We start from the raw sequence: 22037 nt of genomic DNA, 5'->3' as shown, positions 1-22037 counted from the left end.
CCCTACCGCGCACCCGCGAGACCGCGGTCCTTGAGCAGCCCCGGGGTGTCGTCGGCGGGCGGCCCGTCGAGCTTGGTCCTGATCGGTGTGATCTTGTCGTCGGCGGTCGGCGGGACCTTCTCGGTCTGCAGGGCGTGCGTCATGACGTCCTTGAAGACGGGCGCGGCGACCTGGCCACCGAAGTAGCCCTTGATCGGCCGCTGGAGGATGACGGCGACGACGAGCTTGGGGTCGTCCGCGGGCGCGAAGCCGATGAAGCTCGCGGTCTTGCCGGAGTAGCCGCCGACCTTCTCGTCGTAGCGGTCGGCCGTCCCCGTCTTGCCGGCGACCCGGTAGCCCTCGATCTTGGCCTTCGGCGCGGTGCCCTCCTCGGAGACGACCCCCTCGAGCATCCGGTTGACCGACCTCGCGGTCTCCTCCGAGACGACGCGGTGACGCTTGGCCGCGGGGGCCGGGGTCCATCCCCCTTCGCCGTCCGAGGTCTCGGCGACGAGCGTCGGGGTCACCCGCACGCCGTTGTTGGCGATGGTCTGGAAGACGCCGGCCACCTGCACGGCCGTCGTCGAGAGGCCCTGGCCGTACGTGACGGTGTAGCGCTGGACGCCGTCCCAGGCGTCCGACGCGGGCAGCAGGCCGCCCGACTCGCCGGGGAAGCCGGACCCGGTCGTCTGGCCGAGGCCGAACTTGCGGAAGTAGCCCTCGAGCGTCTTGGGCTCCATCGTCTCGCCGATGAGCATCATGCCGGTGTTGCTCGACTGCGCGAGGGCGCCGCCGACCGTGCGGTACTCGAGCGGGTGCGGGTGGCTGTCCCGCAGGATCGCGTCGTGCCGCCGGAGGTGGTCGGGCAGGACCATCGGGGTGTCCGGCTCGATCGTCCCCTCCTCGAGCCCAGCGGCGACGGTCATGATCTTGCTCGTCGAGCCCGGCTCGAAGACGTCGCTGAAGGCGAGGTTGCTGAAGACGCCCTTGGCGTCCCCGAGGTTGTTCGGGTCGAAGGTCGGGTAGCTCGCGAGGGCGACGAGCTCGGCGGTGTCGGCGCGCATGACGACGACCGTGCCGGAGAGGGCGTCGGTCTCCTCGACCTTGGCGGCGAGGGTGTTCTGCGCGTACCACTGGACGTCGTTGTCGATCGTCAGCCGCACGTCCTTGCCGGGCTTGGCCGAGCTGACGTTGGCGTTGGCGTTGGGCAGGCGGCTGCCGTCCTGGGCGACCTCGTAGCTCGCCTCCCCGGGGGTGCCCCTGAGGGTCTCGTCGAGCATCAGCTCCAGGCCACCACCGGCGGTCTGGTCCTGCGGCTGGACGAACCCGACGAGGCTGGCAACCGTCGTCGACTGCGGGTAGGTGCGCTGCGAGGAGCGCTCGCTGTAGATGCCGGGGATGCCGAGCGCGCTGATCGTGCGCCAGGTGAGCGGCGAGATGTTCTTCGCGAGGATCGTGTAGCGGCGCTCGCCGGTGAGCGCGGCGACGAGCTCGGCCTTGTCCTTCTTGAGGATCGGCGCGAGGTCCTCGGCAGCGCCAGCGACGCCGACGGTCGTGCGGGTGCCGTCGACGCGCTTCTTGTACTCCGGCACCGCGGTCTGGTCGACGACGACGATGCGCCGCTCGGCCGAGCTCGCGAGGACGGTCCCGTGGGCGTCGTAGATCGCGCCGCGCCGGGCCGGGATGGACTCGGTCGTCGTCCGCTGGGCGAGCGCGTCGCGGGCGACCGCCTCGGAGTCGAAGCCCTGGATCCGCAGCAGCTGCGCGCCGAAGAGGCTGAGCACGAAGAGGCTGGCGACCATGAGCGCGCGCATCCGCAGCCGGGCGTTGCCGGGCGGGGGCGGGGTGGCGCCGCCACCGGTGGGCCGGCGCGGGGGCCGGGGCGGACGGGGAGGGTGCGTCCGGGCGGGGCGGGCGGCTGCCGGCTTCGCGGCAGGGCGCCTCGGTGCGGCCTTCGTCGCGGGGGCGGCCTTCTTCGCGGGGGCGGCCTTCTTCGCGGGGGCGGACCTCTTCGCGGGGGCGGCCTTCGTCGCCGTACCCTGGGTCGCCGGGCGCGAAGGGGTGGTCCCGCGCGTCGTCGTCCGGGTGCGGGAGGCCTTCGGCGCAGCCTTGCGGGGAGCCGTCGTGCCGGGTGCGGCCTGGCGCGTCGTGCTGCGGGGACCGCTGCCGGAGCCAGGGCGGCGCTGCGTCACGTCGTCCTCCTCGGGTCGTGCGGTCTCGGTCGGCCGGTGTCTCAGTCCGACGGGGTGCTGCTCTTCTTGTCCGCAGCGGCCTTCTTCTCCGCTGCCTTCTTCGTCTCCGCCGCGGACGCCTGCTTGTCCGCGTCGTCGGCCTTGGTGTCCTTGGCCTGGTCCGTCGTGCTCGCTCCTCCACCGACGGCCGGGGCCGTGGTGGCGGGCGCGCTGCCGCCCGTCGCCCGGGCGGCTGCACCCACGCTAAATCCCTCGGGCTTCTTCGCCGGCTTCGCCACGCCGAGGACCGTGCCATGCTCAAGGTCGACGAAGGCCGCGCTGTCGGCGGGCACCATGCCGAGGTCGCGAGCCTTGACGGCGAGGTGCTGCGGGGCGGAGCGGGCGTTGACCTCCAGGGCCAGCGCCTCACGGGTGTCGGAGAGCTCGGCGACGCGGGCCTCGAGCCGGCCGACCTCGAAGGAGTCACGCGCCATCGTCGTGTTGAGCGCGAGCACCCCGGCGAGACCGGCGAGGAGCAGGCTGACGACGAGGATCGGGAACCACGGGGACCCGGTCGCGTCGGCGGCGGTGAGGACGCGCAGCTCGCGCGTCGTCGCCCCCTTGGGCGTCGTGGTGCGGCGGGCGATGGTCGTCGCGGCGGTCAGCTGGCTCATCGCGAGGTCCTCTCCGGGTGGGTCTGGCGTCGGGCGGGTCGGATGCGCTCGGCCGCGCGGAGGCGGACCGAGGCAGATCGGGGGTTGGCGGCCAGCTCGGCCGCGTCGGGGGTGGCGGCCCCGCGGGTCAGCAGGCGCAGCTCGGGGGCATGCCCCTCGAGCTCGACGGGGAGCCCGGCGGGCGAGGTGGAGGCGGCGCCGGCAGCGAGCCCCCGCTTGGTGATCCGGTCCTCGAGGGAGTGGAAGGACAGGACGGCGATCCGGCCGCCGACGGCGAGCCGGGCGAGCGCCTCGGGCAGCGCGCGCTCCCACACGGTGAGCTCGGCGTTGACCTCGATGCGCAGCGCCTGGAAGGTGCGCTTGGCCGGGTGGCCGCCGCTGCGCTGCGAGGCCGCGGGGATCGTCGAGCGGAGCAGCTCGACGAGCCGGGCGGAGGTCTCGAAGGGTGCCTGCTCCCGCTCACGGACGACCGCCCGGGCGATCTTGCGGGCGAAGCGCTCCTCGCCGTACTCGTGGAGGACCCGCGAGAGCTCGCGCTCGTCGTAGGAGTTGAGGACGTCGGCGGCCGTCGTCGGGGCGCCGGGGTCCATCCGCATGTCGAGCGGGGCGTCCTGGGCGTAGGCGAAGCCGCGCGCGGCCTCGTCGAGCTGGAAGCTGCTCACGCCGAGGTCGAAGAACATCGACTGCGCCGCCTCGATGCCGAGGTCGTCGAGGACGTCGCCGATCTCGTCGTTCGTCGCGTGGGCATAGTCGACGCGGTCGGCGAAGGGGGTGAGCCGCTCCTCGGCGAGCTCGAGGGCGAGCGGGTCGCGGTCGATGGCGACGAGCCGGACGCCGGGGTGGCGACGGAGCACGGCCTCGGCGTGGCCACCCATGCCGAGGGTGCCGTCGACATGGACGGCCCCGTCGCCGAGGACGGGGCCGAGGAGGTCGAGGATGGGCTCGAGCATGACGGGGACGTGACGCTGCGCTGCCGTCGCGTCCGTCGTCGCCATGCGTCTGTCCTCTCTCTGCGGTGGTGGTGGGTGGTGGTCCCGGGTGGCTGCTGGGTCCTGGTCCCCATCCGGACCGGTCCGGCGCGGGGGAAGTCGCGTCGGCGTCGGCTCGGCTGGAGGCCGGGGCCCAGCAGCGGCTCACATGAGTCCCGGGATCACCTCGTCGGACTGGTCGGAGAAGGCCTGCTCGGTCTCGGCGAGGTAGCGCTCCCACGCCTCGGAGTCCCACAGCTCGAGCCGGTTGCCGGCACCGATGACGGTGCAGTCCTTGGTGAGGCCGGCGTACTGGCGCAGCGCCGCGGGGATGGTCACCCGGCCCTGCTTGTCGGGGATCTCGTCGGAGGCGCCGGAGAGGAAGACGCGCATGTAGTCGCGGGCGGCCCGGCTGCTCGTCGGGGCCTTCTGCATCTCGGTGGCGATGTCGGTGAAGGTCTCGAGCGGGAAGACGTAGAGGCAGCGCTCCTGGCCGCGGGTGACGACGAGGCCGGTGGCGAGGCGGTCGCGGAACTTCGCGGGGAGGAAGAGGCGTCCCTTGTCGTCCAGACGCGGGGTGTGGGTACCGAGGAACACCGGCTCACCTCCCCTGCTGCTCGACCCTCCGGGCGCCACCGTGTCCCGATGTCCCCCACTTTACTCCACCCCTGCTCCAGAAACCACCCATCTGACGCCTGAGCTTGCGTTTTCTCCCCGACTTTTCCTTGGGAATCCGCGGTGGTGCAAAGTGGAGGGAAAACGGCCTGGCAACCCTGGCGAAGGGATGGCACGCCCCGGATCGGGACCGCGGGCCCACAGAACCGGGACCCAGGGGGTCCGGGAGGGGCCCCTTCGCCCTAGGGTCGGGAGGACAGTGGGGCGTCGTGGGAGGACCACGGCCGCCCGGCGCGGCCCGCACGACTGTCAGTGACGAGAGGACCCCGGTTGATCCCGGCAGACCAGACCACACGTCCCGCCCCCCCGAGCGCGCCCACGCCTGACGAGCTGGCTCGCCTCGGGGAGGTCGGGTCACGCCTCACCGCGACGATGAACGCCGTCATCGAGGGCAAGAGCGACGTCGTGAGCACCGCCATCACGGTGCTGCTCGCCGAGGGCCACCTGCTCGTCGAGGACGTGCCCGGGGTCGGCAAGACGATGCTCGCCAAGACGCTGGCGCGCGCGATCGACGCCTCGGTGCGGCGGATCCAGTTCACCCCCGACCTGCTGCCGAGCGACATCACCGGCGTGAGCATCTTCAACCAGGACTCACGGGCCTTCGAGTTCCGGCAGGGCGCCGTCTTCGCCAACGTCGTCGTCGGCGACGAGATCAACCGCGCCTCGCCGAAGGCCCAGTCCGCGCTGCTGGAGTGCATGGAGGAGCACAGCGTCACTGTGGACGGGCGCACCCACCAGCTCCCGCACCCCTTCATCATCATCGCCACCCAGAACCCGGTGGAGATGGAGGGCACCTATCCCCTGCCCGAGGCGCAGCGTGACCGTTTCATGGCCCGGGTGTCCGTCGGCTACCCCGACCACCGCGCCGAGGTAGCGATGCTCGACCACCACGGCGCGAGGTCGCCGCTCGACGACGTCCGGCCGGTGACCGACGCCGAGGGCATCGCCGACCTCATCGGCACCGTCCGCGGTGTCCACGCCTCCCAGGCTGCCCGGCAGTACGTCGTCGACCTCACCTCGGCCACCCGCTCGCACTCCTCGATCCGGCTCGGCGCCTCCCCCCGGGCGACCCTGCACCTGCTGCGGGCCGCCCGGTCCCGGGCCGCCCTCGCCGGCCGCGACCACGTGCTGCCCGACGACGTCCAGGCCCTGGCCGTGCCGCTCCTCGCCCACCGGATCATCCTCAGCAGCCAGGCGCACCTCGCCCGGGAGTCGCCGGCCTCGGTCATCGAGGACGTCGTGCGTCGCACCCGGGTGCCCGGCGGCCGGTGAGGGCCCAGCCGGTGAGCGCCGACCCCACCCGGACCGGGCAGCCGTGCGCGGGCTGACGCGGCGCGGCTCGGCCGTGCTCGGGCTCGGGCTGGCCCTCGTCGCCGGCGGGGTGCTCCTCGGGGTGCGGGACCTCACCCGAGCGGGCGCGCTGCTCGTGGTGCTCCCCTTCATCGCGCGGTTCCTCGTCGCGCGGCGCTTCGACCTCGCCGTGAGCCGCGACGTCGTCCCGCCGATGGTCCCGCCGGGCACCCCGGCGACGGTCGACCTGCGGCTGCGCAACACCGGCACGGCCACCTCGCCGCAGCTCGTCGCCGAGGAGCGGGTCACCTACGCGCTGGGCGACCGGCCCCGGATGCTCCTCGCCCGCATCGGGGTCGACGGCGAGCGGCAGATCACCTACCGGGCCCGCTCGCACGTCCGCGGGCGTCACCACCTCGGGCCGCTGACCGTCCGGGTGTCCGACGCCTTCGGACTGGCCCGCCGCGAGGTCGTCCTCCCCGGCGAGAGCAGCGTCCTCGTGCTCCCCCGGACCTACCCGCTGAGCGGGCTGCCGCCGATGCAGGCAGGCAGCGGTGGTGAGGAGGAGTCCTCGCACCGGGTGACCCTCCACGGGGCGAGCGATGTCGGCGTGCGCGAGTACCGCGACGGCGACGACCTGCGCCGCATCCACTGGCCCTCCACGGCGCGGACCGGCTCGATGATGGTGCGCCAGGACGAGCAGCCCGGCCGTCGGCGCGCGCTCGTGCTCCTGGACAACCGGGCCTCCTCCCACATCGGCACCGGTGGCGCCGGGTCGCTCGAGTGGGCCGTGAGCGCCGCCGCGTCTGTCGCCACCCACCTCGTCGCCCGCGACCACGAGACCTACCTCGCGACCGCCGACCTCACCTCCGAGCCGATGACCCCGCTCCCCTCGGTCGAGGAGGCGCTCGCCGCGCTCGCCGTCGTCACCCTCACGCGCGAGGACGACGCCGGTGGTCTGCTCGAGGCGGCGGCCGAGCTCTCCGAGCACGGCGGCGGGACGATCATTGCCGTCGTCGGCCCGCTCGACGAGGCCGCCGTGCGCCGTCTCACCCGGGTCGGCCGAGGTGTCGCTCTCGTCGTCGACGCCGAGCTCTTCGAGCGGGGCGGCACCGACGTGAGCGCGACCGCTGTGCTCCTCGCCGCCGGCGGCTGGCGCGCGGTCGACGTCACCGCCCGCGCCCGGGTCACCGACCTGTGGTCCGACCTCGTCGCGGGGGGTGAGGCCTGATGCTCCGCTCGGCCGTCGCCGCCGTCATCGCCGCGGGCGCCGTCCTCGCCGCGGCGCTCCCGCTGCGTCATCTCTTCGTCGAGACGAGCTTCCTGCGACCGGCGCTCCTCGTCGTGGCCGTCGTCGTCCTCCTCGGGGTGCTCGTGCGCTCCGCGACCCGGTCGGTGACGGCGGTCTTCGTCGCGCAGACCCTCGGGCTCGTCGGGACGCTCGCGCTCCTCTTCGCCCGGGACACCCTGTGGTACCTCGTCCCGACACCGCAGACCGCGAGCGCCTTCGGCGACCTCCTGCTCCAGTCGCGCGAGACGATCCTCGGCTACGCAGCGCCCGCACCGGTCAACCCCGGCATCGACTTCTCGCTCGCGGCGATCATCGGCCTCGTCGCGCTGACGGCCGACCTCGCGGCGGCGACGGCGGACTCTCCGACGCTCGCCGGCCTGCCGGTCGTCGCCCTCTACGGGATCAGCGCCGCCAACGCCCCCTCCGGCCTCCCGTGGCTCGACTTCGTCCTCCCGGCGGGCCTGTGGCTGCTGCTCCTGGCCCACCAGACGCGTGACCAGCAGCGCCGCTGGGCCAACCACCTGCTCGGCGGACCGGGTGAGGACGTCGAGGAGAGCGCCCGGCGCGACTTCGTCCGGCAGGGTGTCGGGCTCGCCGCCGCCGGCCTCGCCCTGGCGGTCGTCGTCCCGGCCTTCGTGCCCCACCTGCCGGCCACGGTCGTCGGGACCTGGCTGCGACCGGCCGAGGATGGTGACGGCCCGGGCGGCCGGGGCCGGGTCGCGATCTCGAGCGAGATCGACCTGCGCCGCAGCATGGAGGACCAGGACCCCTCACCCGTCATGCGGTACCGCACCGACGACCCGAGCCCACCACCCCTTCGCGTCGGCGTCGCCCGGAGGTTCGAGGACGGCCAGGCCCAGATCGAGCCCACCGGCCGGCTCGTCGAGCTCGGCGACCCGTCCGCCTTCGGGCTCCCGATGGTCCAGGACGCCACCCGCACCACCGTCGTCGAGGAGTCGCGGATCCGTGCGCCCCAGCTGCCCGCCCCCTTCGCCGCGGAGTCTGTCGACGGTCTGGGCCGCTGGTCCATCGACGACGAAGGGGTGGTCCGGGTCGGGTCGGCGCCGGACAGCTACGCGGTCACCTACCGGCCGCCCCTCACCGACACCGACACGGTGACCGAGCGCGCGACGACGAGCGACCCCGACCTCCTGCCCGAGCGCACGCCGTACCTGGGTGTCGACGAGGAGATCGTCCCCGAGCTCGAGGAGGTGCTCGACGCGATCGTCCCCGCGGACGCCGGGCCGCTCCAGAGCGCGCAGGCGATCCAGACCTATCTGCGCGGGAGCGAGTTCACCTACGACCTGGAGCTCGCGCCGAGGGGCGCCGGGCAGCACCCGATCAGCCACTTCCTCGACACGAAGCAGGGCTACTGCCAGCAGTTCGCGGCGACGATGGTCCACCTCGCACGGGTGCGCGAGATCCCCGCACGCTTCGTCGTCGGCTTCCTCCCGGGGGCACCCACCGGCTCCGGGCAGGACGCCGAGCGGGTCGTCCGGGCCGCCGACGCCCACGCCTGGCCCGAGCTGTACATCGACGGGGTGGGGTGGCTGCGCTTCGAGCCCACGCCGGGGGGACGCGCCGCCACCGTGCCCGGCTACTCCATCGAGCGGCAGGGCGGCACCGCGACCGAGACGACGACCGCGACGACGTCGGCCCCGACCACCTCCGAGACGACCGACCCAGGCGCGGTCGAGCCGTCCGCGGAGCCGACCGATGAGTCGTCCTGGCTCTCCCGTCTGCTGTGGGCGGTCGTCGTCCTGGCGCTCCTCGCCGTCCTCCCGCTCACGGCCCTCGTGCTCCGAGAGCGCAGCCGCCGCTCGCCGCGGCCGCCGGCCGAGCAGATCGAGGCCGACTGGGACCGTCTCCTCACCGATCTCGGGGACCTCGGCATGTCCGCGACACCGGGGGCGACACCACGCGCCGCCGGGCGGCAGCTCGTCCACCGGTCCGGGGCCGGCGCCCGCGGCACCGATCAGATGCGACGGATCGTCACGACCCTCGAGCGGGCCCGCTACGCACCGCCGTCCGGGGCCCCGTCGCGCGAGGACGCCCAGCAGGTGCGGGACGACGTCGACGACCTCGTCTCGCGGGTCCGCCGCTCCCGCGCCGGCGGGTCACGGGTGCGCTCCGCGCTGGTCCCCCGCAGCGCCGTGCGCTGGTGGGCCGGGCTGCCCGGTCGGGTCGTGGACCAGGTGCGCCGCCGCTGACGCTGCGCGGTACCCGCGTGGACGACGAAGGGACCGTCACCTCGAGGTGACGGTCCCTTCGTCGATCCCGCGGTCCGGGAGGGCGGGTGGGCCCTTGCGCAGCTCGTCAGTCGAGGTAGTCGCGCAGGACCTGCGAGCGGCTCGGGTGGCGCAGCTTGCTCATCGTCTTGGACTCGATCTGGCGGATCCGCTCGCGGGTCACGCCGTAGACCTTGCCGATCTCGTCGAGGGTCTTGGGCTGACCGTCGGTGAGACCGAAGCGCATCGACACCACGCCCGCCTCGCGCTCCGAGAGCGTGTCGAGGACGCTGTGCAGCTGCTCCTGAAGGAGGGTGAAGGAGACGGCGTCGGCCGGGACGACCGCCTCGGAGTCCTCGATGAGGTCACCGAACTCGGAGTCGCCGTCCTCGCCGAGCGGCGTGTGCAGCGAGATCGGCTCGCGGCCGTACTTCTGGACCTCGACGACCTTCTCGGGCGTCATGTCGAGCTCCTTGGCCAGCTCCTCCGGGGTGGGCTCACGGCCCAGGTCCTGGAGCATCTGGCGCTGCACGCGGGCGAGCTTGTTGATGACCTCGACCATGTGCACCGGGATGCGGATGGTGCGCGCCTGATCGGCCATCGCGCGGGTGATCGCCTGCCGGATCCACCAGGTGGCGTACGTCGAGAACTTGTAGCCCTTGGTGTAGTCGAACTTCTCGACCGCACGGATGAGGCCGAGGTTGCCCTCCTGGATCAGGTCGAGGAAGAGCATGCCGCGACCGGTGTAGCGCTTGGCGAGCGAGACGACGAGTCGCAGGTTGGCCTCGAGGAGGTGGTTCTTGGCGTTCTTGCCGTCCTGGGCGATCCACCACAGCTCGCGCTTGAGCTTGGCGTCAAGCTTCTCGCCCGAGCCGAGCTTCTCCTCCGCGAAGAGGCCTGCCTCGATCCGCTTGGCGAGCTCGACCTCCTGCTCGGCGTTGAGCAGCGCGACCTTGCCGATCTGCTTGAGGTAGTCCTTGACGGGGTCGGCGGTGGCGCCGGCCGTGACGACCTGCTGGGCGGGCGCGTCGTCCTCGTCCTGGTTGGACAGGACGAAGCCCGCGCTCTCGTCCGTGCCCGACTCGGACTCGGCCTTGACGTCCTTGTCCTCGGCGTCGTCGGCGTCGACCTCGGCGTCCTCAGGGACCTCGTCCGGCTCGTCGACGGCGGCGGTCTTGGTCGCCGCGGCCTTCTTGGCGGGGGCCTTCTTGGCCGTCGTCTTCTTCGCCGCGGTCTTCTTGGCGGGCGCGGCTGCGCTGGACGCCGCGGCCTTCGTCGCGCCGACCTTCTTGGTGGCAGTCTTCTTCGCCGGTGCGGCCTTCGCGGGCGCGGCCTTCTTGGCGGGTGCGGCCTTGGCCGTCGCGGCCTTCTTCGCGGGAGCCTCCGCCTTGGCGGGAGCGGCCTTCTTGGCCGCGGGGGCCTTCTTCGCGGAGGCCTTCTCGGCAGCCGCCGCCTCGGTGGCGGCCTTGGCGGCCGGGGCCTTCTTCGCGGTGGCGGCGGTCTTCTTCGTGGCGGCCTTCTTCGTCGTGGACGCAGCCTTCTTGGCGGTGGTCTTCGTGGTGGCTGGCACCTGAACCTCGATTCCCTGTTCCTTCAGCGTCTGAAGCACAACGCGAAGCCGCGCTGGCGTGATCCCTGCCTCGTCGACGACGGACCTGACGTCCTCCCCGGTCACTCCCCCGTTGGTGTGGCCCTTGCGAAGGAGGGTCTGCACGGCTGGGTGGTAGAAGTCGCGGGGCAAGGAGCCCGACGACGTCGATGGAGACGACAAGAGGTACCGACACCTTCCGTAGCGCTGAGCTGGCGTGGCCCTGGCTCTCCTCGAGGCGATCGGCGCAGGCGCGTCCGGTCACTTCCGTGGGGGGAGCCGTGAGGCGCTGGGCCGTGGGCTGCCTCCATTATAAGTCGCGCGACGCGAACGGTCCGCACGAGGACTCGTGCGGACCGTTCGTCAGGGCTGCGGCAGACGGACGCGGTGCGGTCAGCTCTCAGCCTTGACCGCGAGCACCGGGCACGGGGCGTCGAGGAGCACCCGCTGGGCGTTCGAACCCAGGATCAGCTTGCCCACCGGGGTGCGGCGGCGCAGGCCGATGACGATGAGCTCGGCGTTCGTCTCCTCAGCGACGGCGATGAGGTCCTCGGCCGGCTCCTTGCCCCGCACGAGGCCGCGGACGTCGACCTCGATGCCGGCGGCGGCCATCTGGTCCTTGACCCCCTGGAGGGCCTGCTCCTGCTCGGCCGCGTGCTCACCGGTGAAGCCCGACCCGCCGCGGTCCGAGTTGATGACGACGAGTGGCTGCGTGCGCAGCTTCGCCTCGGCAACCGCACGGTCGAGCGCGGCCCGACCCTCCTTGGTCGCGACGTAACCGACGACGATCGTCATGGCCTGCTCCTTCGCTTCGTTGACACTTGCGGGCGACGCTACACGGGTGGACGCACAGCGGCACGGATCCCACGAAGGCCGAGACCCGGTGTCGCGCACCGGGGCATCAGCGCGGGTGCCTCGCGAGCGCTGCGGCGACGACCTCGCCGGCCTGGTCGATCTCGGTGAGGAACCCGTCGTGCCCGGAGCGGCTCCGGATCGTCGCCTGGCGGGTGCCGGGTCGCAGGGCGGCAACCTCGGCGGTGAGGCGGGGCGGGTAGAGCCGGTCGCTGTCGACCGCGACGACGGTCAGCTCACCGGCGAAACGGGACAGGGCGGCCTGGAGGCCGCCGCGGCCCCGACCGACGTCGTGCGAGTTCATCGCCTCGGTGAGGACGATGTAGGAGTTGGCGTCGAAGCGGCCGGCGAGCTTGGTCCCGTGGTGGTCGAGGTAGCTCTCGACGGCGAAGGGGGAGCCCGACCGGTCGCCCTGAGGGCGGCGGCCGAAGCGGTCGTGCAGCTCGAGCTCGCTGCGGTAGGTGACGTGGGCGATCTGCCGGGCGATCGCCAGGCCGGCGTCCGGTCCGACGGGCTGGCGGTAGTAGTCGCCGTCGGCGAAGTGCGGGTCGTTGCGGATCGCGAGCACCTGCGCCTGGGACCACCCGATCTGCTCGGCGGTCGCGTAGGCGGTGCTCGCGAGGACGACGGCTCGCTCCACCCGGTCCGGGTGGCCCACCGCCCACTCGATGGCACGCATGCCACCCATCGAGCCGCCGATGACGGCGGCCCACCGGGCGATACCGAGCTCGTCGGCCAGCCGGGCCTCGGCGCTCACCTGGTCGCGGATGGTGATCTGCGGGAAGCGGGAGCCCCAGGCCCGGCCGTCGACGGCGACACTGCTCGGGCCGGTCGTGCCCTGGCAACCACCGAGGACGTTCGGCGCGACGACGAACCAGCGGTCGGTGTCGAGGGGTCGGCCGGGGCCGACCATGCCCTCCCACCAACCAGGGGTCGGGTGGGCGTGGCTCTGCTCGCCGACGACATGGCTGTCACCGGTCAGGGCGTGCTCGACGAGGACGGCGTTGGAGCCGTCGGGCGCCAGGGTCCCCCACGTCTCGTAGGCCATCGTCACGTCGGGCAGACGCGTGCCGCGTTCGAGCTCCAGATGGCCGATGTCGCAGAACTGGCGGTGGCCCGGGTCATCGCCCTCGCGCCACGCGGCGCTGGGCCGGAAGACCGACGTCACACTCATGAGGGTGCTCCTGTGCTCGCATTGCCGCACCCCGACGGTGCGGCCAGGTCATCACCCGGGGCACCCCATCGCGAGGAGGGTTGCCGCCCAGCAAGCCGGGGCTTGATGCTGAGACTCATGACCTGGTCGCACTATAGCGACGGGATCCGGGGAGATCCACGGGCGTCTCACCCTCAGGACCGCTCGGTCAGGCAGCCGCCGGGGGCGTCCGGACACCGCTGCTGACGAGCCGGTCGAGCAGGTCGGCGAGCCGGTAGCCCGGCTCGATCGCGAGCGCCTCCTCGAGGGCGATGCTCGCGAGCGCGCCGTCGCCGCGCGACCAGGCGACCTGGGCGAGGACGGTGAGGACCGGGGCGGCCTCGTCCCGAGGTGCCGCGTGCACGAGCGTCGCGAGACGCTCCAGCGCCAGCGCGGGGTCGAGGTCTGTGACGGCCGCACGGGCAGCCTCGACGGGCTCGTCCGCGAGCAGGCCGTCGGGCATCCAGCCCGGGCAGAGGGCCGCGATGAGAGCATCCCGCCAGATGACGTCGCGCAGCGCGACGAGCGCCTCGGCGACAACCTCGGGGTCGTCGGCTCCCCCGGGCGCCAGGGCGGTGCGCCAGGCACGGACAGGGCTCGGGTCGACGCAGACCTCCTCCGTGGCGATGGCGTCCAGGGCAGACCCGACCTCCTCGGTGACCTCGCTCGTGCCGGTCGCCACGAGCTCACGGAGCGACTCGCGCCCCGGCAGGGGCACCCGCCCCTCGCCGACGAAGACGGCGACCGCAGGCACCCGACTCGGCTCGGGCAGGGGCTCGCCCTCCGGCCGCGACCGGGGCACCACGCCGTCGGGATCGAACCAGCGACCGTCCCGGACGACGATGCTCGTCACGCACCGGATGACGCGGGAGCACACGAGGGACATCAGCTCGGCGCGCATCGGGTCCGACTCCCCCGGCTCACGCTCGAAGGCGAGCGCGGCGATCGTGCTCGCCCCGGACCGGGCGACGTGCCCGATCATCTGGCGCACGACGTCCCGGGCGTGCTCCTCGGGGACGAGGTCCATCCGCTGGGTCAGCCCGAGGCGCTTGCCCTCGAGGGCGAGGACGACGAGTGACCTCTCGGGGTGGAAGCCCAGGAGGTACGGGACGATGACGGCGAGCTCGGCGGGGTTCGTGGCGCGTGCGGTCTCCATGGGGAGAGGCAACCGTCAGGACGAAGGGGGCGTCGCCCCCTTCGTCCGGCTGTGGACAGCGATCGGCCGGCGCGGCCCGCTGTGGAGGACCTCAGTCGCGGACGACCTCGGAGGGCACCGTCTGCGCCCTCGCGTACGCGGCGCGCGGGTAGCCGTCGGAGGCCGGGGCGGCGGTGCGCTCCCACTCGAGGAAGGCCTCGGTCTCACCCACGAGCTGGACGGCCAGCCATGAGAGCACCACCGCGTCGTCGAGCAGGCCGACGACGAGCAGCAGACCCTCGGGCACGAGGTCGACCGGCGAGAGGACGTAGCCGAGCCCGGCGAGCATCAGGGCAAGCTGACCGTTGGACAGCCCGGTATAGCGGCCGCTGCGCACGGCGCGGATCATCCGCGGCAGTGCGGCGATGCGCTCGAGCAGGCTCGGCGAACCGGGGCGCGAGGCGCTGCGGACGGCGCTCGCAAGGTTGGCGGCGGTGCGGAGTCGACGGGCCACGGGTATCCCCTCGGTCGTGGCCCGCGGCGCGGGCCCTCGGGTCGTAGAACGACCAGGGGCGGCCACGGATTCCCACCGCGGCCGCCCCCGTCGTCTCAGGCTGCGGGCGGGAACTCCTTGCGGACGTGGTCACCGAGCTGCTTCATGAGCCAGCCGTCCATGCCGGCACCGACGGCCCCGCCGACGAGCGGGATCGAGCGGCCGAAGCGGGAGAAGGTCTTCCTGCCCGCGGTGCTCAGCAGGCGGAATCCGACCGCCTTGTTGACGACCATGAGTGCCGGGCCGGGCAGCCGCTGCGCCGCGAGGGCGGTGAGGCGGCCGCTCGGGGCGACCATGCCGGCCTTGGCGAGCAGGTCCTGGCTGTCGGCGCCGACGAGCGAGAGCAGCACGGCGCTGCGGATCCTCGGGTCGGCGATGTCGTAGCCGCGCAGGCGGGCCACGGCTGCCGACATCCGCGTCGCGAGGACGTAGAAGCCGAGCACGTTGGCGGGCAGCGAGACGGGCAGCGTGATGAAGCCGCCGAGGTTGGTCACGAAGCCGCTCGCCGCGACGAGCTTGAGGTGGTCGCGGACGACCTCCCCGACGGCCTTCTCGACGTCGCCGCCGTGCTTGGCCCGTGCCGCGTCCGCGACCTTGGCCGCGGAGTCGAAGGGGCCCTTGCCGTCGATGCCGGTGTCCAGCAGGTTCTCGACGACCTTGCTCACCGAGCCGCCGAAGCCACCTTGCGGCTGGGGGTCCTGCGCCTGCTCGAGGGCTGACCTGGTCTGCTGGACCTGCTTCTTCTGGTCCTTGCCGAAGCCCAGTGCATCGGTGATGAAGCCCACTGACGTCCTCCTCGTCTCGCGAGGGCCTCGAGCCCTCGTCCGGCGTCTCATCCTGCCAAAGAGGAGGCTCCTCACACCGCTACGAGACCCCCCCGATCGCGGACGGCCGTCCGGGGGCCCGACTAGCGTTGCCGGGTGAGCACCGACCCCGGCGTCCCCGCGCCCTCGAGCGCGCTCGTCGTCGACGGCTCCGGCCTCGTCGTGGCGGTGACTGCCGCCGGCCACGAGAGCTACGACCTACGGGAGGCCCGTGCTCGCACGGTCCTCGCCGAGCGCTCCGCGTCGACCCGCTGGGTCACCTGGTCCGCCCGCGATCTCGCCGCGGTCCTCTCCGTCGGTGTCGCGCTGCCCCGCGTGTGGGACCTCGCCGAGGCGCACCGGCTGATCCACGGCGGCTGGCGGGCCGACCCGGCGACGGTGTGGGCGGCCGTGCACGACCTCGACCCGGCGGCCATCCCGGCGCCTCCCGGCGACGACCTCTTCGCGGTCCTCGACTCCTCGGCCGACGAGCCGGAGGTCCTCGTGCGCCCCGACGGCTACCTGCGGGCCGACGCGGGCCCGGGCTGGGTCGTCGGCGTGGACCGGGCGGTCGCCTGGGGACGGGCGGCGCTCGAGGCCGCCGCCCGTCAGCAGGCCGCGCTCGAGCGGGTCGGCCCCCGGGCCGTCATGACGACGCACGCCGAGTCGGCGGCCGCGGTCCTCGCCGTCGAGCTCGAGCGCGACGGCCTGCCGGTCGACCGGGAGGAGCTCGAGCGGCTGGTCACCGAGGCAGCCGGCGCGCGGCCGGCCACCGAGCAGGACGAGATGCGCGCCCGGGCCGAGCGGGACGCGCCGGTGCTGGCCACCGTGCCCGGCATCGGGCGGGTCGACCTGCGCAACCCGGCGTCGGTCAAGGGGTTGCTCGCGACCGCCGGCGTCGATGTCCCGAGCACCCGCAAATGGGTCCTCATGGAGCACGTCGACCGTCACCCGCTCGTGCCGGCGCTGCTCGAGTGGCGTCGCCGCGAGCGCATCGCGACGACCTACGGGTGGCGCTGGCTGGCGACCCACGTCGGTGCGGACGACCGGCTGCGGGGGGTGTGGACCGCATGCGACGGGGCGGCCGGACGGATGACGGCGCAGGCCGGGCTGCACAACCTCCCCGCGGAGCTGCGACCTGGTGTGGCCGCCGCGCCGGGCCACGTGCTCGTCCGGGCCGACCTCGGTCAGGTCGAGCCGCGGGTGCTCGCGGTCGTCTCGCAGGACCGCTCCTTCGCCGCGGCGACGGCGGCCGACGACCTCTACTCGCCCGTCGCCGAGCGGCTCGGGGTCGAGCGGTCGGTCGCCAAGATCGCGGTGCTCGCGGCGATGTACGGCCAGCGCAGCGGCGCAGCCGGCGAGGCGCTGCGCGGGCTCGAGCGGGCCTACCCGGTCGCGATGCGTCACCTCGACGCGGCGCAGCGCGAGGGCGAAGGGGGCCGGCCGGTCCGGACGTACGGTGGCCGGCGCGTGCGCACCGACCTCGGGGAGGTCGGGGACGCCGACGCGACCCAGGTCGAGGGGCTGCGGCGGGCGCGGGGGCGCTTCGCACGCAACGCGGTGATCCAGGGGTCAGCCGCGGAGCTCTTCAAGGCCTGGGCCGTGACGGTGCGCGCAGCGGTGCGACCGCTCGGCGGCCAGGTCGTCCTGTGCCTGCACGACGAGCTGCTCGTCCACGTGCCCGAGGCGCACGGTCAGCGGTGCGCGGAGCTCGTCGACGAGGCGCTGACGCTCACCGCTCGGCGCTGGGCCGGGCACGACGGGGTGCGCTTCGTGTCGGACACGAGCATCGTGCGCCGGTGGTCTGAGGCGAAGTAGACCCTCAGGCGTCGCCCTCGTCGACGGTGCGCAGGAAGTCCTCGAACTCCGCGCCGAGCTCATCGGCGGAGGGCAGCTTGTCGCTCTCCTGGGCGAGCAGGCTGGGCTTCTCGATGCCCCGGAGGTGGACGTCGTACTGGCGCTCGAGCCCGGCGACGGCCTCGGCGATCTCGGGGTTCTGCTGGATCTCGCGCTCGATCTCGACGCGGTTCTCCCCCGCCGCCTGGACGAGCGCGTCGTTGGGCAGGTTGAGCCCGGTCGCGTCGACGATCGCGTTGAGCCCGGTGAGCGCGCCGTCGTGGAAGGCGGAGCCGGCGAGGTAGTGCGGCACGTGGATCGCGTAGCCGAGCGCGTCGAAGCCGGCCTCCCCGAGCCGCAGCTCGAGCAGCGCGCTGAGGCTCGCCGGGATCTGGACGGTGCCGAAGACCGGCTTGCGGTCGCCGATGAGCCGCTCGTCGGTCGCGTGCGCCGTCATGCCGACGGGACGCGTGTGTGGCACGGCCATCGGGATGCCGTGGGTCTGGACGGCGAGCGTGATGCCCAGGCGGCGCATGAGGTCGGTGATCGCCATGACCACGGCCTCCCACCGGTAGTCCGGCTCGGGCCCGGTGAGGAGGTAGTACGGCTGGCCCTCGCGGTCGGTGAGCCGGTAGAGCAGCAGCGCCGGGTCGTCGTACGAGCGGTAGTGCGTCGCCTCGAAGACGATGACCGGGCGGCGGCCGCGGTAGTCGAGCAGGCTGTCGACGTCGAAGGACGCGACGACCCGGGCCTCGCTCGCCTCGAGGAGGTGGTCGACGAGGATGCGCTGGGCGCCCCCGGCGTCGATGAAGCCGTCGAGCGCGACGATCATCGGGCCGGGCGTGAGCATGCTCGGCTCGATGTCGACCTCGAAGCGGTAGAGCTCGGTCGGGTCGGTCACGTCGTCCTCCTGGTCGGGTGAGGCCTTCATTGTCGCAACGAGCACGGCCGAAGGGGCATTCCCCTCGCCGGTCGGCGGGTCAGCCGTGCGGGCGCAGGACGGCGCGCACGTCAGCCATCGCCCGCCGGACCCGCTTGGCCGAGACGGTCTGCGCGGTCCCGACGGACTGGGCGAAGAGCGATATCCGCAGCTCCTCGACGAGCCAGCCGATCGCCCGGACGTCCTCGCGGTCGCGCTCGAGCGGGTCGAGCTCGGCGAGGAGGTCGGCGTACTCGCCCTCGATCGCGTCGATGAGCGGCTGCTGCGTCGCGTCGCGGCCGGGGCTGTCGGCGAGCTTGTCGATGCGCACCTGGACCCCGCGCAGGTAGCGGGCGAGGTCGCGCAGCCGCCCGAGCCCGGCGGCCGTGACGAAGCCCGGCCCGGCGAGCCCCTCGACCTGGGCGCGCATGTCGGCGACCGGGACGGCGAGCGCGGGCGCGGTGATCCGCTCGAGGGTGCGCAGGACCTCGCGGCGCTGGGCGAGGACGGGCCGCACCTCGCGCACGACGTGCAGCGTGCGCGCGGCGAGGTGGGTGCGCACGGCGGCGAGCGCCTGCTCGAAGGCGGCCTGGTCGCGCACCTCCCCCGTGACGTGCTCGGCGACGATGTCGTCGACCGCCGCCCCGAGGCAGTCGTCGAGCAGCGCGGGCACGGAGCCGTGCGGGTTGTCGCCGAGCGCGAGCTTGTCGGCGTTCGACAGCCCGGCGAGGACGCGCTTCCACGGCGGGGAGGTGCCCAGGATGAGCAGCCGGCGGACCCCCCTTCGTCGGGCCGCCTCCGCCTGCTCGGCGTCCGGCAGGACCCGCACGGAGACGCTGTCGCCGTCGTCGACGATCGTCGGGTAGCCGACGACCTGACGCTGTCCCCGGCCGGAGGTGACGGTGCGCGGCAGCTCCTCGAGCGTCCACGCGGTCAGGCCCGATCGCTCGATGCCGGCGCCGGCCTTGCTGACCCGGGCCTGGACGTGGCCGGCGACCTCGGCACGCAGCACGTCGAGGTCGGTGCCCTCGGCGAGCCGGCGACCTCGCTCCCCCTCGACCCGGAAGGTCATCCGCAGGTGGGCAGGCACGGCCGAAGGGTCCCACTGGTCGTTCGGGACGGGGATGCCGGTGAGGGCACGGAGCGCGCGGCCGAGGGCGACGACGAAGGGGGTGGCCCCCACCTCGTCGTCCGGGATGGCGCCCAGCGCCCGGGCGGCGTGGTCGGGTGCGGGGGCGAAGCTGCGGCGGGTGGCCTTGGGCAGGCTGCGGATGAGCGCGGTCGCGAGCTCCTCGCGCAACCCGGGGACCTGCCAGTCGAAGCCGCTGCCGTCGATCTGGTTGAGCAGGTGCACCGGCAGGTGGACGGTGACGCCGTCGGCGTCGGTGCCGGGCTCGAACTGGTAGGTCAGCCGCAGGTCGTGCCCGCCCGTCGACCAGCGCGTCGGGTAGTCGGTGTCGTCGACGCTCTCGGCGTCCTCACGGAGCAGGTGCTCGTCGGTGAGGGTCAGCAGGTCGGGGCTCTCCCGGCGCGCGTCGCGCCACCAGCGGTCGAAGTGACGGCCGGAGACGACCTCCGCGGGGATCCGCGCGTCGTAGAAGGCGACGAGGTCTTCCTCGTCGGCGGCGATGCCGCGCCGGCGGGTGCGGGCCTCGAGCTCGGCGACGCGGGCGACCTGCTTGGCGTTGTACCGGAAGACCTCGTGCCGGGTCTCCCAGTCGCCGGCGACGATGCCCTCGCGGATGAAGAGCTCGCGGGCGAGCACCGGGTCGACGCGGGAGAGCTGCACGGTGCGACCGACGACGAGCGGGACGCCGTAGAGGGTGACCCGCTCGGTGGCGATGGCGCTGCCCTGCTTCTTGCTCCAGCGCGGCTCGGAGTAGCTGCGCTTCACGAGGTGCGCGCCGAGCCGCTCGGCCCAGGCCGGGTCGATGGCCGCGTTGCTCCGCGCCCACAGCCGGGTCGTCTCGACGAGCTCGCCCGCCATGACCACCTGCGGCTGGCGCTTGAAGAGGCTCGACCCCGGCTGGATCGAGAAGTGCGCGCCGCGGGCGCCGAGGTAGTCGCGCTTCTCCTCGTCCCGGACGCCCACGTGGCTGAGCAGACCGGCGAGCAGCGCCTGGTGGACGGTGGACCAGTCCGGCTCGGCGTCCGGGGCGGCGGTGCGCGACCGGGTGTCGAGCGAGCGGTCCTGCGCCGCGCGACGCAGCTGCGAGTGCACGTCCTGCCACTCCCGGATCCGCAGGTAGTGGAGGTACTCGCGCTTGCACATGCGGCGAAAAGCGCTGGAGGACAACGACTTCTGCTGGTCCTTGAGATAGGTCCACAGGCTCCACCAGCTCGCGAAGTCCGAGCTCTCGTGACGGAAGCGGGCGTGCTGCTGGTCGGCCTGCGCCTGCTTGTCCTGCGGCCGCTCGCGGGGGTCCTGGATCGAGAGGGCCGCGACGATGACGAGCACCTCGGTGAGGCAGCCCAGCCGGTCGGCCTCGATGAGCATCCGGCCGAGGCGCGGGTCGACGGGGAGCCGGGCCAGCGACCGGCCGACGGGCGTGAGCCGGCGGGCCTCCCCCTTCGCCCCCCGGCGCTCCGGCTGGACCGCCTGGAGCTCCTCGAGCAGGCGCAGGCCGTCGGTCACCTGGCGGGAGTCGGGCGGCTCGACGAAGGGGAAGCGGCTCACGTCGCCGAGGCCGAGGGCAGTCATCTGGAGGATGACCGAGGCGAGCGAGGTCCGCAGGATCTCCGGGTCGGTGAACTCGGGGCGGGAGTCGTGGTCCTCCTCCGAGTAGAGGCGGATGCACACGCCGGCGGAGAGGCGGCCGCAGCGGCCGGCGCGCTGGGCGGCGCTGGCCTGGCTGATCGGCTCGATCGGGAGGCGCTGGACCTTGGTGCGCTGGCTGAAGCGGGAGATGCGGGCGGTGCCCGTGTCGATGACATAGCGGATGCCGGGGACGGTCAGCGAGGTCTCGGCGACGTTCGTCGCTAGGACGATCCGGCGCCCGGAGTGGCGGCCGAAGACCCGGTGCTGCTCGGCAGCCGACAGGCGCGCGTAGAGCGGGAGCACCTCGGTGCCGGGGAGGTTCATGCCCGCGAGCGCGTCGGCGGCGTCGCGGATCTCGCGCTCGCCCGAGAGGAAGACGAGGATGTCTCGGGCACCTCCAGGGTCGGGCTCGGTCCACAGCTCCTCGACCGCACGGCAGATGCCGGTGACCTGATCGACCGGCTCACCGTCGCCCCCGTCGTCCTCGTCGACGAGCGGGCGATAACGAACCTCGACCGGGTAGGTCCGGCCGGAGACCTCGATGACCGGCGCCGGTGTGCCGTCGGGCGCGGCGAAGTGGGCGGCGAAGCGGTCGGGGTCGATCGTCGCCGAGGTGATGATCACCTTGAGGTCCGGGCGGCGCGGGAGCAGCTGCTTGAGGTAGCCGAGGATGAAGTCGATGTTGAGGCTGCGCTCGTGCGCCTCGTCGATGATCAGGGTGTCGTAGCGGCGCAGCTCGCGGTCGCGCTGCATCTCGCCCAGCAGGATGCCGTCGGTCATCACCTTGATCGCCGTCGCGTCGCTGCTGTGGTCGGCGAAGCGGACCTGGTAGCCGACGAGCGCGCCGAGCTCGACCTGGAGCTCCTCGGCGATGCGCTCGGCGACGGAGCGCGCGGCGATGCGGCGGGGCTGGGTGTGCCCGATCTGGCCGCCGAGGCCGCGACCGATCTCGAGCGCGATCTTCGGCAGCTGGGTCGTCTTGCCCGAGCCGGTCTCGCCGGCGATGACGACGACCTGGTGCTCCCGGATCGCCACGGCGATCTCGTCCTTGACCGCGACGACGGGCAGCTGGTCGGGGTAGTGGAGGCGCTCCGCCGGCACGGGGGCACGGAGGGGCGCAGGCAT

Annotated in this window: 16 protein-coding genes and 1 riboswitch; of the genes, 4 read left to right on the top strand and 12 right to left on the bottom strand. The window is 73.4% G+C overall.

What is annotated here, in order from left to right; genetic code table 11:
* Window positions 1-2: 2 nt before the first annotated feature.
* The 4 genes from JNO54_RS07950 to mraZ form a co-directional block, all read right to left on the bottom strand.
* Window positions 3-2171, bottom strand: a complete 2169-nt coding sequence (locus JNO54_RS07950) for a peptidoglycan D,D-transpeptidase FtsI family protein (RefSeq protein WP_307818118.1) — start codon at window positions 2169-2171, stop codon at window positions 3-5.
* Window positions 2172-2212: 41 nt separating this feature from the next.
* Window positions 2213-2824 (bottom strand): cell division protein FtsL, encoded by a 612-nt coding sequence (ftsL, locus tag JNO54_RS07945; RefSeq protein ID WP_204143414.1) that lies wholly within the window; start codon window positions 2822-2824, stop codon window positions 2213-2215.
* The gene (gene rsmH / locus JNO54_RS07940; protein WP_204143413.1) at window positions 2821-3819 is read right to left on the bottom strand and encodes a 16S rRNA (cytosine(1402)-N(4))-methyltransferase RsmH; all 999 of its coding nucleotides are present in this window, start codon (window positions 3817-3819) and stop codon (window positions 2821-2823) included. The genes ftsL and rsmH overlap by 4 nt, the downstream gene beginning before the upstream one ends.
* A gap of 138 nt (window positions 3820-3957) precedes the next feature.
* Window positions 3958-4389 carry a division/cell wall cluster transcriptional repressor MraZ gene (gene mraZ / locus JNO54_RS07935; protein WP_204143412.1) on the bottom strand — a complete coding sequence of 144 codons (432 nt, stop codon included), beginning with the start codon at window positions 4387-4389 and terminating at the stop codon, window positions 3958-3960.
* 348 nt (window positions 4390-4737) lie between these two features.
* On the opposite strand from mraZ, the gene JNO54_RS07930 reads away from it, so the two are divergent.
* From JNO54_RS07930 to JNO54_RS07920, 3 genes are read left to right on the top strand one after another with little or no spacing between them, the layout of a single operon-like run.
* Window positions 4738-5739 (top strand): AAA family ATPase, encoded by a 1002-nt coding sequence (locus JNO54_RS07930; RefSeq protein WP_372430713.1) that lies wholly within the window; start codon window positions 4738-4740, stop codon window positions 5737-5739.
* A 43-nt stretch (window positions 5740-5782) separates the two neighbouring features.
* On the top strand, window positions 5783-6988 hold the full coding sequence (locus JNO54_RS07925; protein WP_204143411.1) for a DUF58 domain-containing protein: 1206 nt from the start codon (window positions 5783-5785) through the stop codon (window positions 6986-6988).
* On the top strand, window positions 6988-9258 hold the full coding sequence (locus JNO54_RS07920; RefSeq protein ID WP_204143410.1) for a transglutaminase TgpA family protein: 2271 nt from the start codon (window positions 6988-6990) through the stop codon (window positions 9256-9258). Before JNO54_RS07925 ends, JNO54_RS07920 begins: the two co-directional genes overlap by 1 nt.
* A gap of 106 nt (window positions 9259-9364) precedes the next feature.
* Here JNO54_RS07920 and JNO54_RS14485 read toward each other — a convergent pair whose 3' ends face one another.
* From JNO54_RS14485 to JNO54_RS07885, 6 genes are all read right to left on the bottom strand, one after another.
* Entirely contained in the window at window positions 9365-10990 is a 1626-nt protein-coding gene (locus JNO54_RS14485) for an RNA polymerase sigma factor (RefSeq protein WP_372430712.1), read from the bottom strand.
* A 267-nt stretch (window positions 10991-11257) separates the two neighbouring features.
* On the bottom strand, window positions 11258-11659 hold the full coding sequence (locus JNO54_RS07905) for a universal stress protein (RefSeq protein ID WP_204143409.1): 402 nt from the start codon (window positions 11657-11659) through the stop codon (window positions 11258-11260).
* Between the two features lie 106 nt (window positions 11660-11765).
* Window positions 11766-12890, bottom strand: coding sequence for a homoserine O-acetyltransferase MetX (gene metX, locus JNO54_RS07900; RefSeq protein ID WP_204143408.1), 1125 nt, complete (start codon window positions 12888-12890; stop codon window positions 11766-11768).
* Window positions 12891-12903: 13 nt separating this feature from the next.
* A riboswitch (SAM riboswitch) is annotated at window positions 12904-13013 on the bottom strand.
* 64 nt (window positions 13014-13077) lie between these two features.
* The gene (locus tag JNO54_RS07895) at window positions 13078-14064 is read right to left on the bottom strand and encodes a DUF4192 domain-containing protein (protein ID WP_204143407.1); all 987 of its coding nucleotides are present in this window, start codon (window positions 14062-14064) and stop codon (window positions 13078-13080) included.
* Window positions 14065-14155: 91 nt separating this feature from the next.
* Window positions 14156-14557, bottom strand: coding sequence for a YkvA family protein (locus JNO54_RS14970; protein ID WP_204143406.1), 402 nt, complete (start codon window positions 14555-14557; stop codon window positions 14156-14158).
* Between the two features lie 95 nt (window positions 14558-14652).
* A complete protein-coding gene (locus JNO54_RS07885) occupies window positions 14653-15381 on the bottom strand; it encodes an EcsC family protein (RefSeq protein WP_307818117.1) in 729 nt (242 codons plus the stop codon).
* 135 nt (window positions 15382-15516) lie between these two features.
* On the opposite strand from JNO54_RS07885, the gene JNO54_RS07880 reads away from it, so the two are divergent.
* The gene (locus JNO54_RS07880) at window positions 15517-17217 is read left to right on the top strand and encodes a DNA polymerase (RefSeq protein WP_204143404.1); all 1701 of its coding nucleotides are present in this window, start codon (window positions 15517-15519) and stop codon (window positions 17215-17217) included.
* Window positions 17218-17221: 4 nt separating this feature from the next.
* On the opposite strand, the gene JNO54_RS07875 is transcribed toward JNO54_RS07880, so the two are convergent.
* Window positions 17222-18136, bottom strand: coding sequence for a PAC2 family protein (locus JNO54_RS07875; protein ID WP_204143403.1), 915 nt, complete (start codon window positions 18134-18136; stop codon window positions 17222-17224).
* 79 nt (window positions 18137-18215) lie between these two features.
* Window positions 18216-22037, bottom strand: a complete 3822-nt coding sequence (gene hrpA, locus JNO54_RS07870) for an ATP-dependent RNA helicase HrpA (protein WP_204143402.1) — start codon at window positions 22035-22037, stop codon at window positions 18216-18218.

This window comes from Janibacter endophyticus (assembly GCF_016888335.1).
GTDB classification, from domain to species: Bacteria; Actinomycetota; Actinomycetes; order Actinomycetales; family Dermatophilaceae; genus Marihabitans; species Marihabitans endophyticum.
Note: the sequence above shows the minus strand (reverse complement) of the source record. Positions and strands in the feature narration are given on the sequence as shown.

Coding starts and splice junctions, on each gene's coding strand:
- ftsL (WP_204143414.1), bottom strand. CDS start 2,824: ATGAGCCAGCTGACCGCCGCGACGACCATCGCCCGCCGCACCACGACG.
- rsmH (WP_204143413.1), bottom strand. CDS start 3,819: ATGGCGACGACGGACGCGACGGCAGCGCAGCGTCACGTCCCCGTCATG.
- JNO54_RS07920 (WP_204143410.1), top strand. CDS start 6,988: ATGCTCCGCTCGGCCGTCGCCGCCGTCATCGCCGCGGGCGCCGTCCTC.
- JNO54_RS07905 (WP_204143409.1), bottom strand. CDS start 11,659: ATGACGATCGTCGTCGGTTACGTCGCGACCAAGGAGGGTCGGGCCGCG.
- metX (WP_204143408.1), bottom strand. CDS start 12,890: ATGAGTGTGACGTCGGTCTTCCGGCCCAGCGCCGCGTGGCGCGAGGGC.
- JNO54_RS07895 (WP_204143407.1), bottom strand. CDS start 14,064: ATGGAGACCGCACGCGCCACGAACCCCGCCGAGCTCGCCGTCATCGTC.
- hrpA (WP_204143402.1), bottom strand. CDS start 22,037: ATGCCTGCGCCCCTCCGTGCCCCCGTGCCGGCGGAGCGCCTCCACTAC.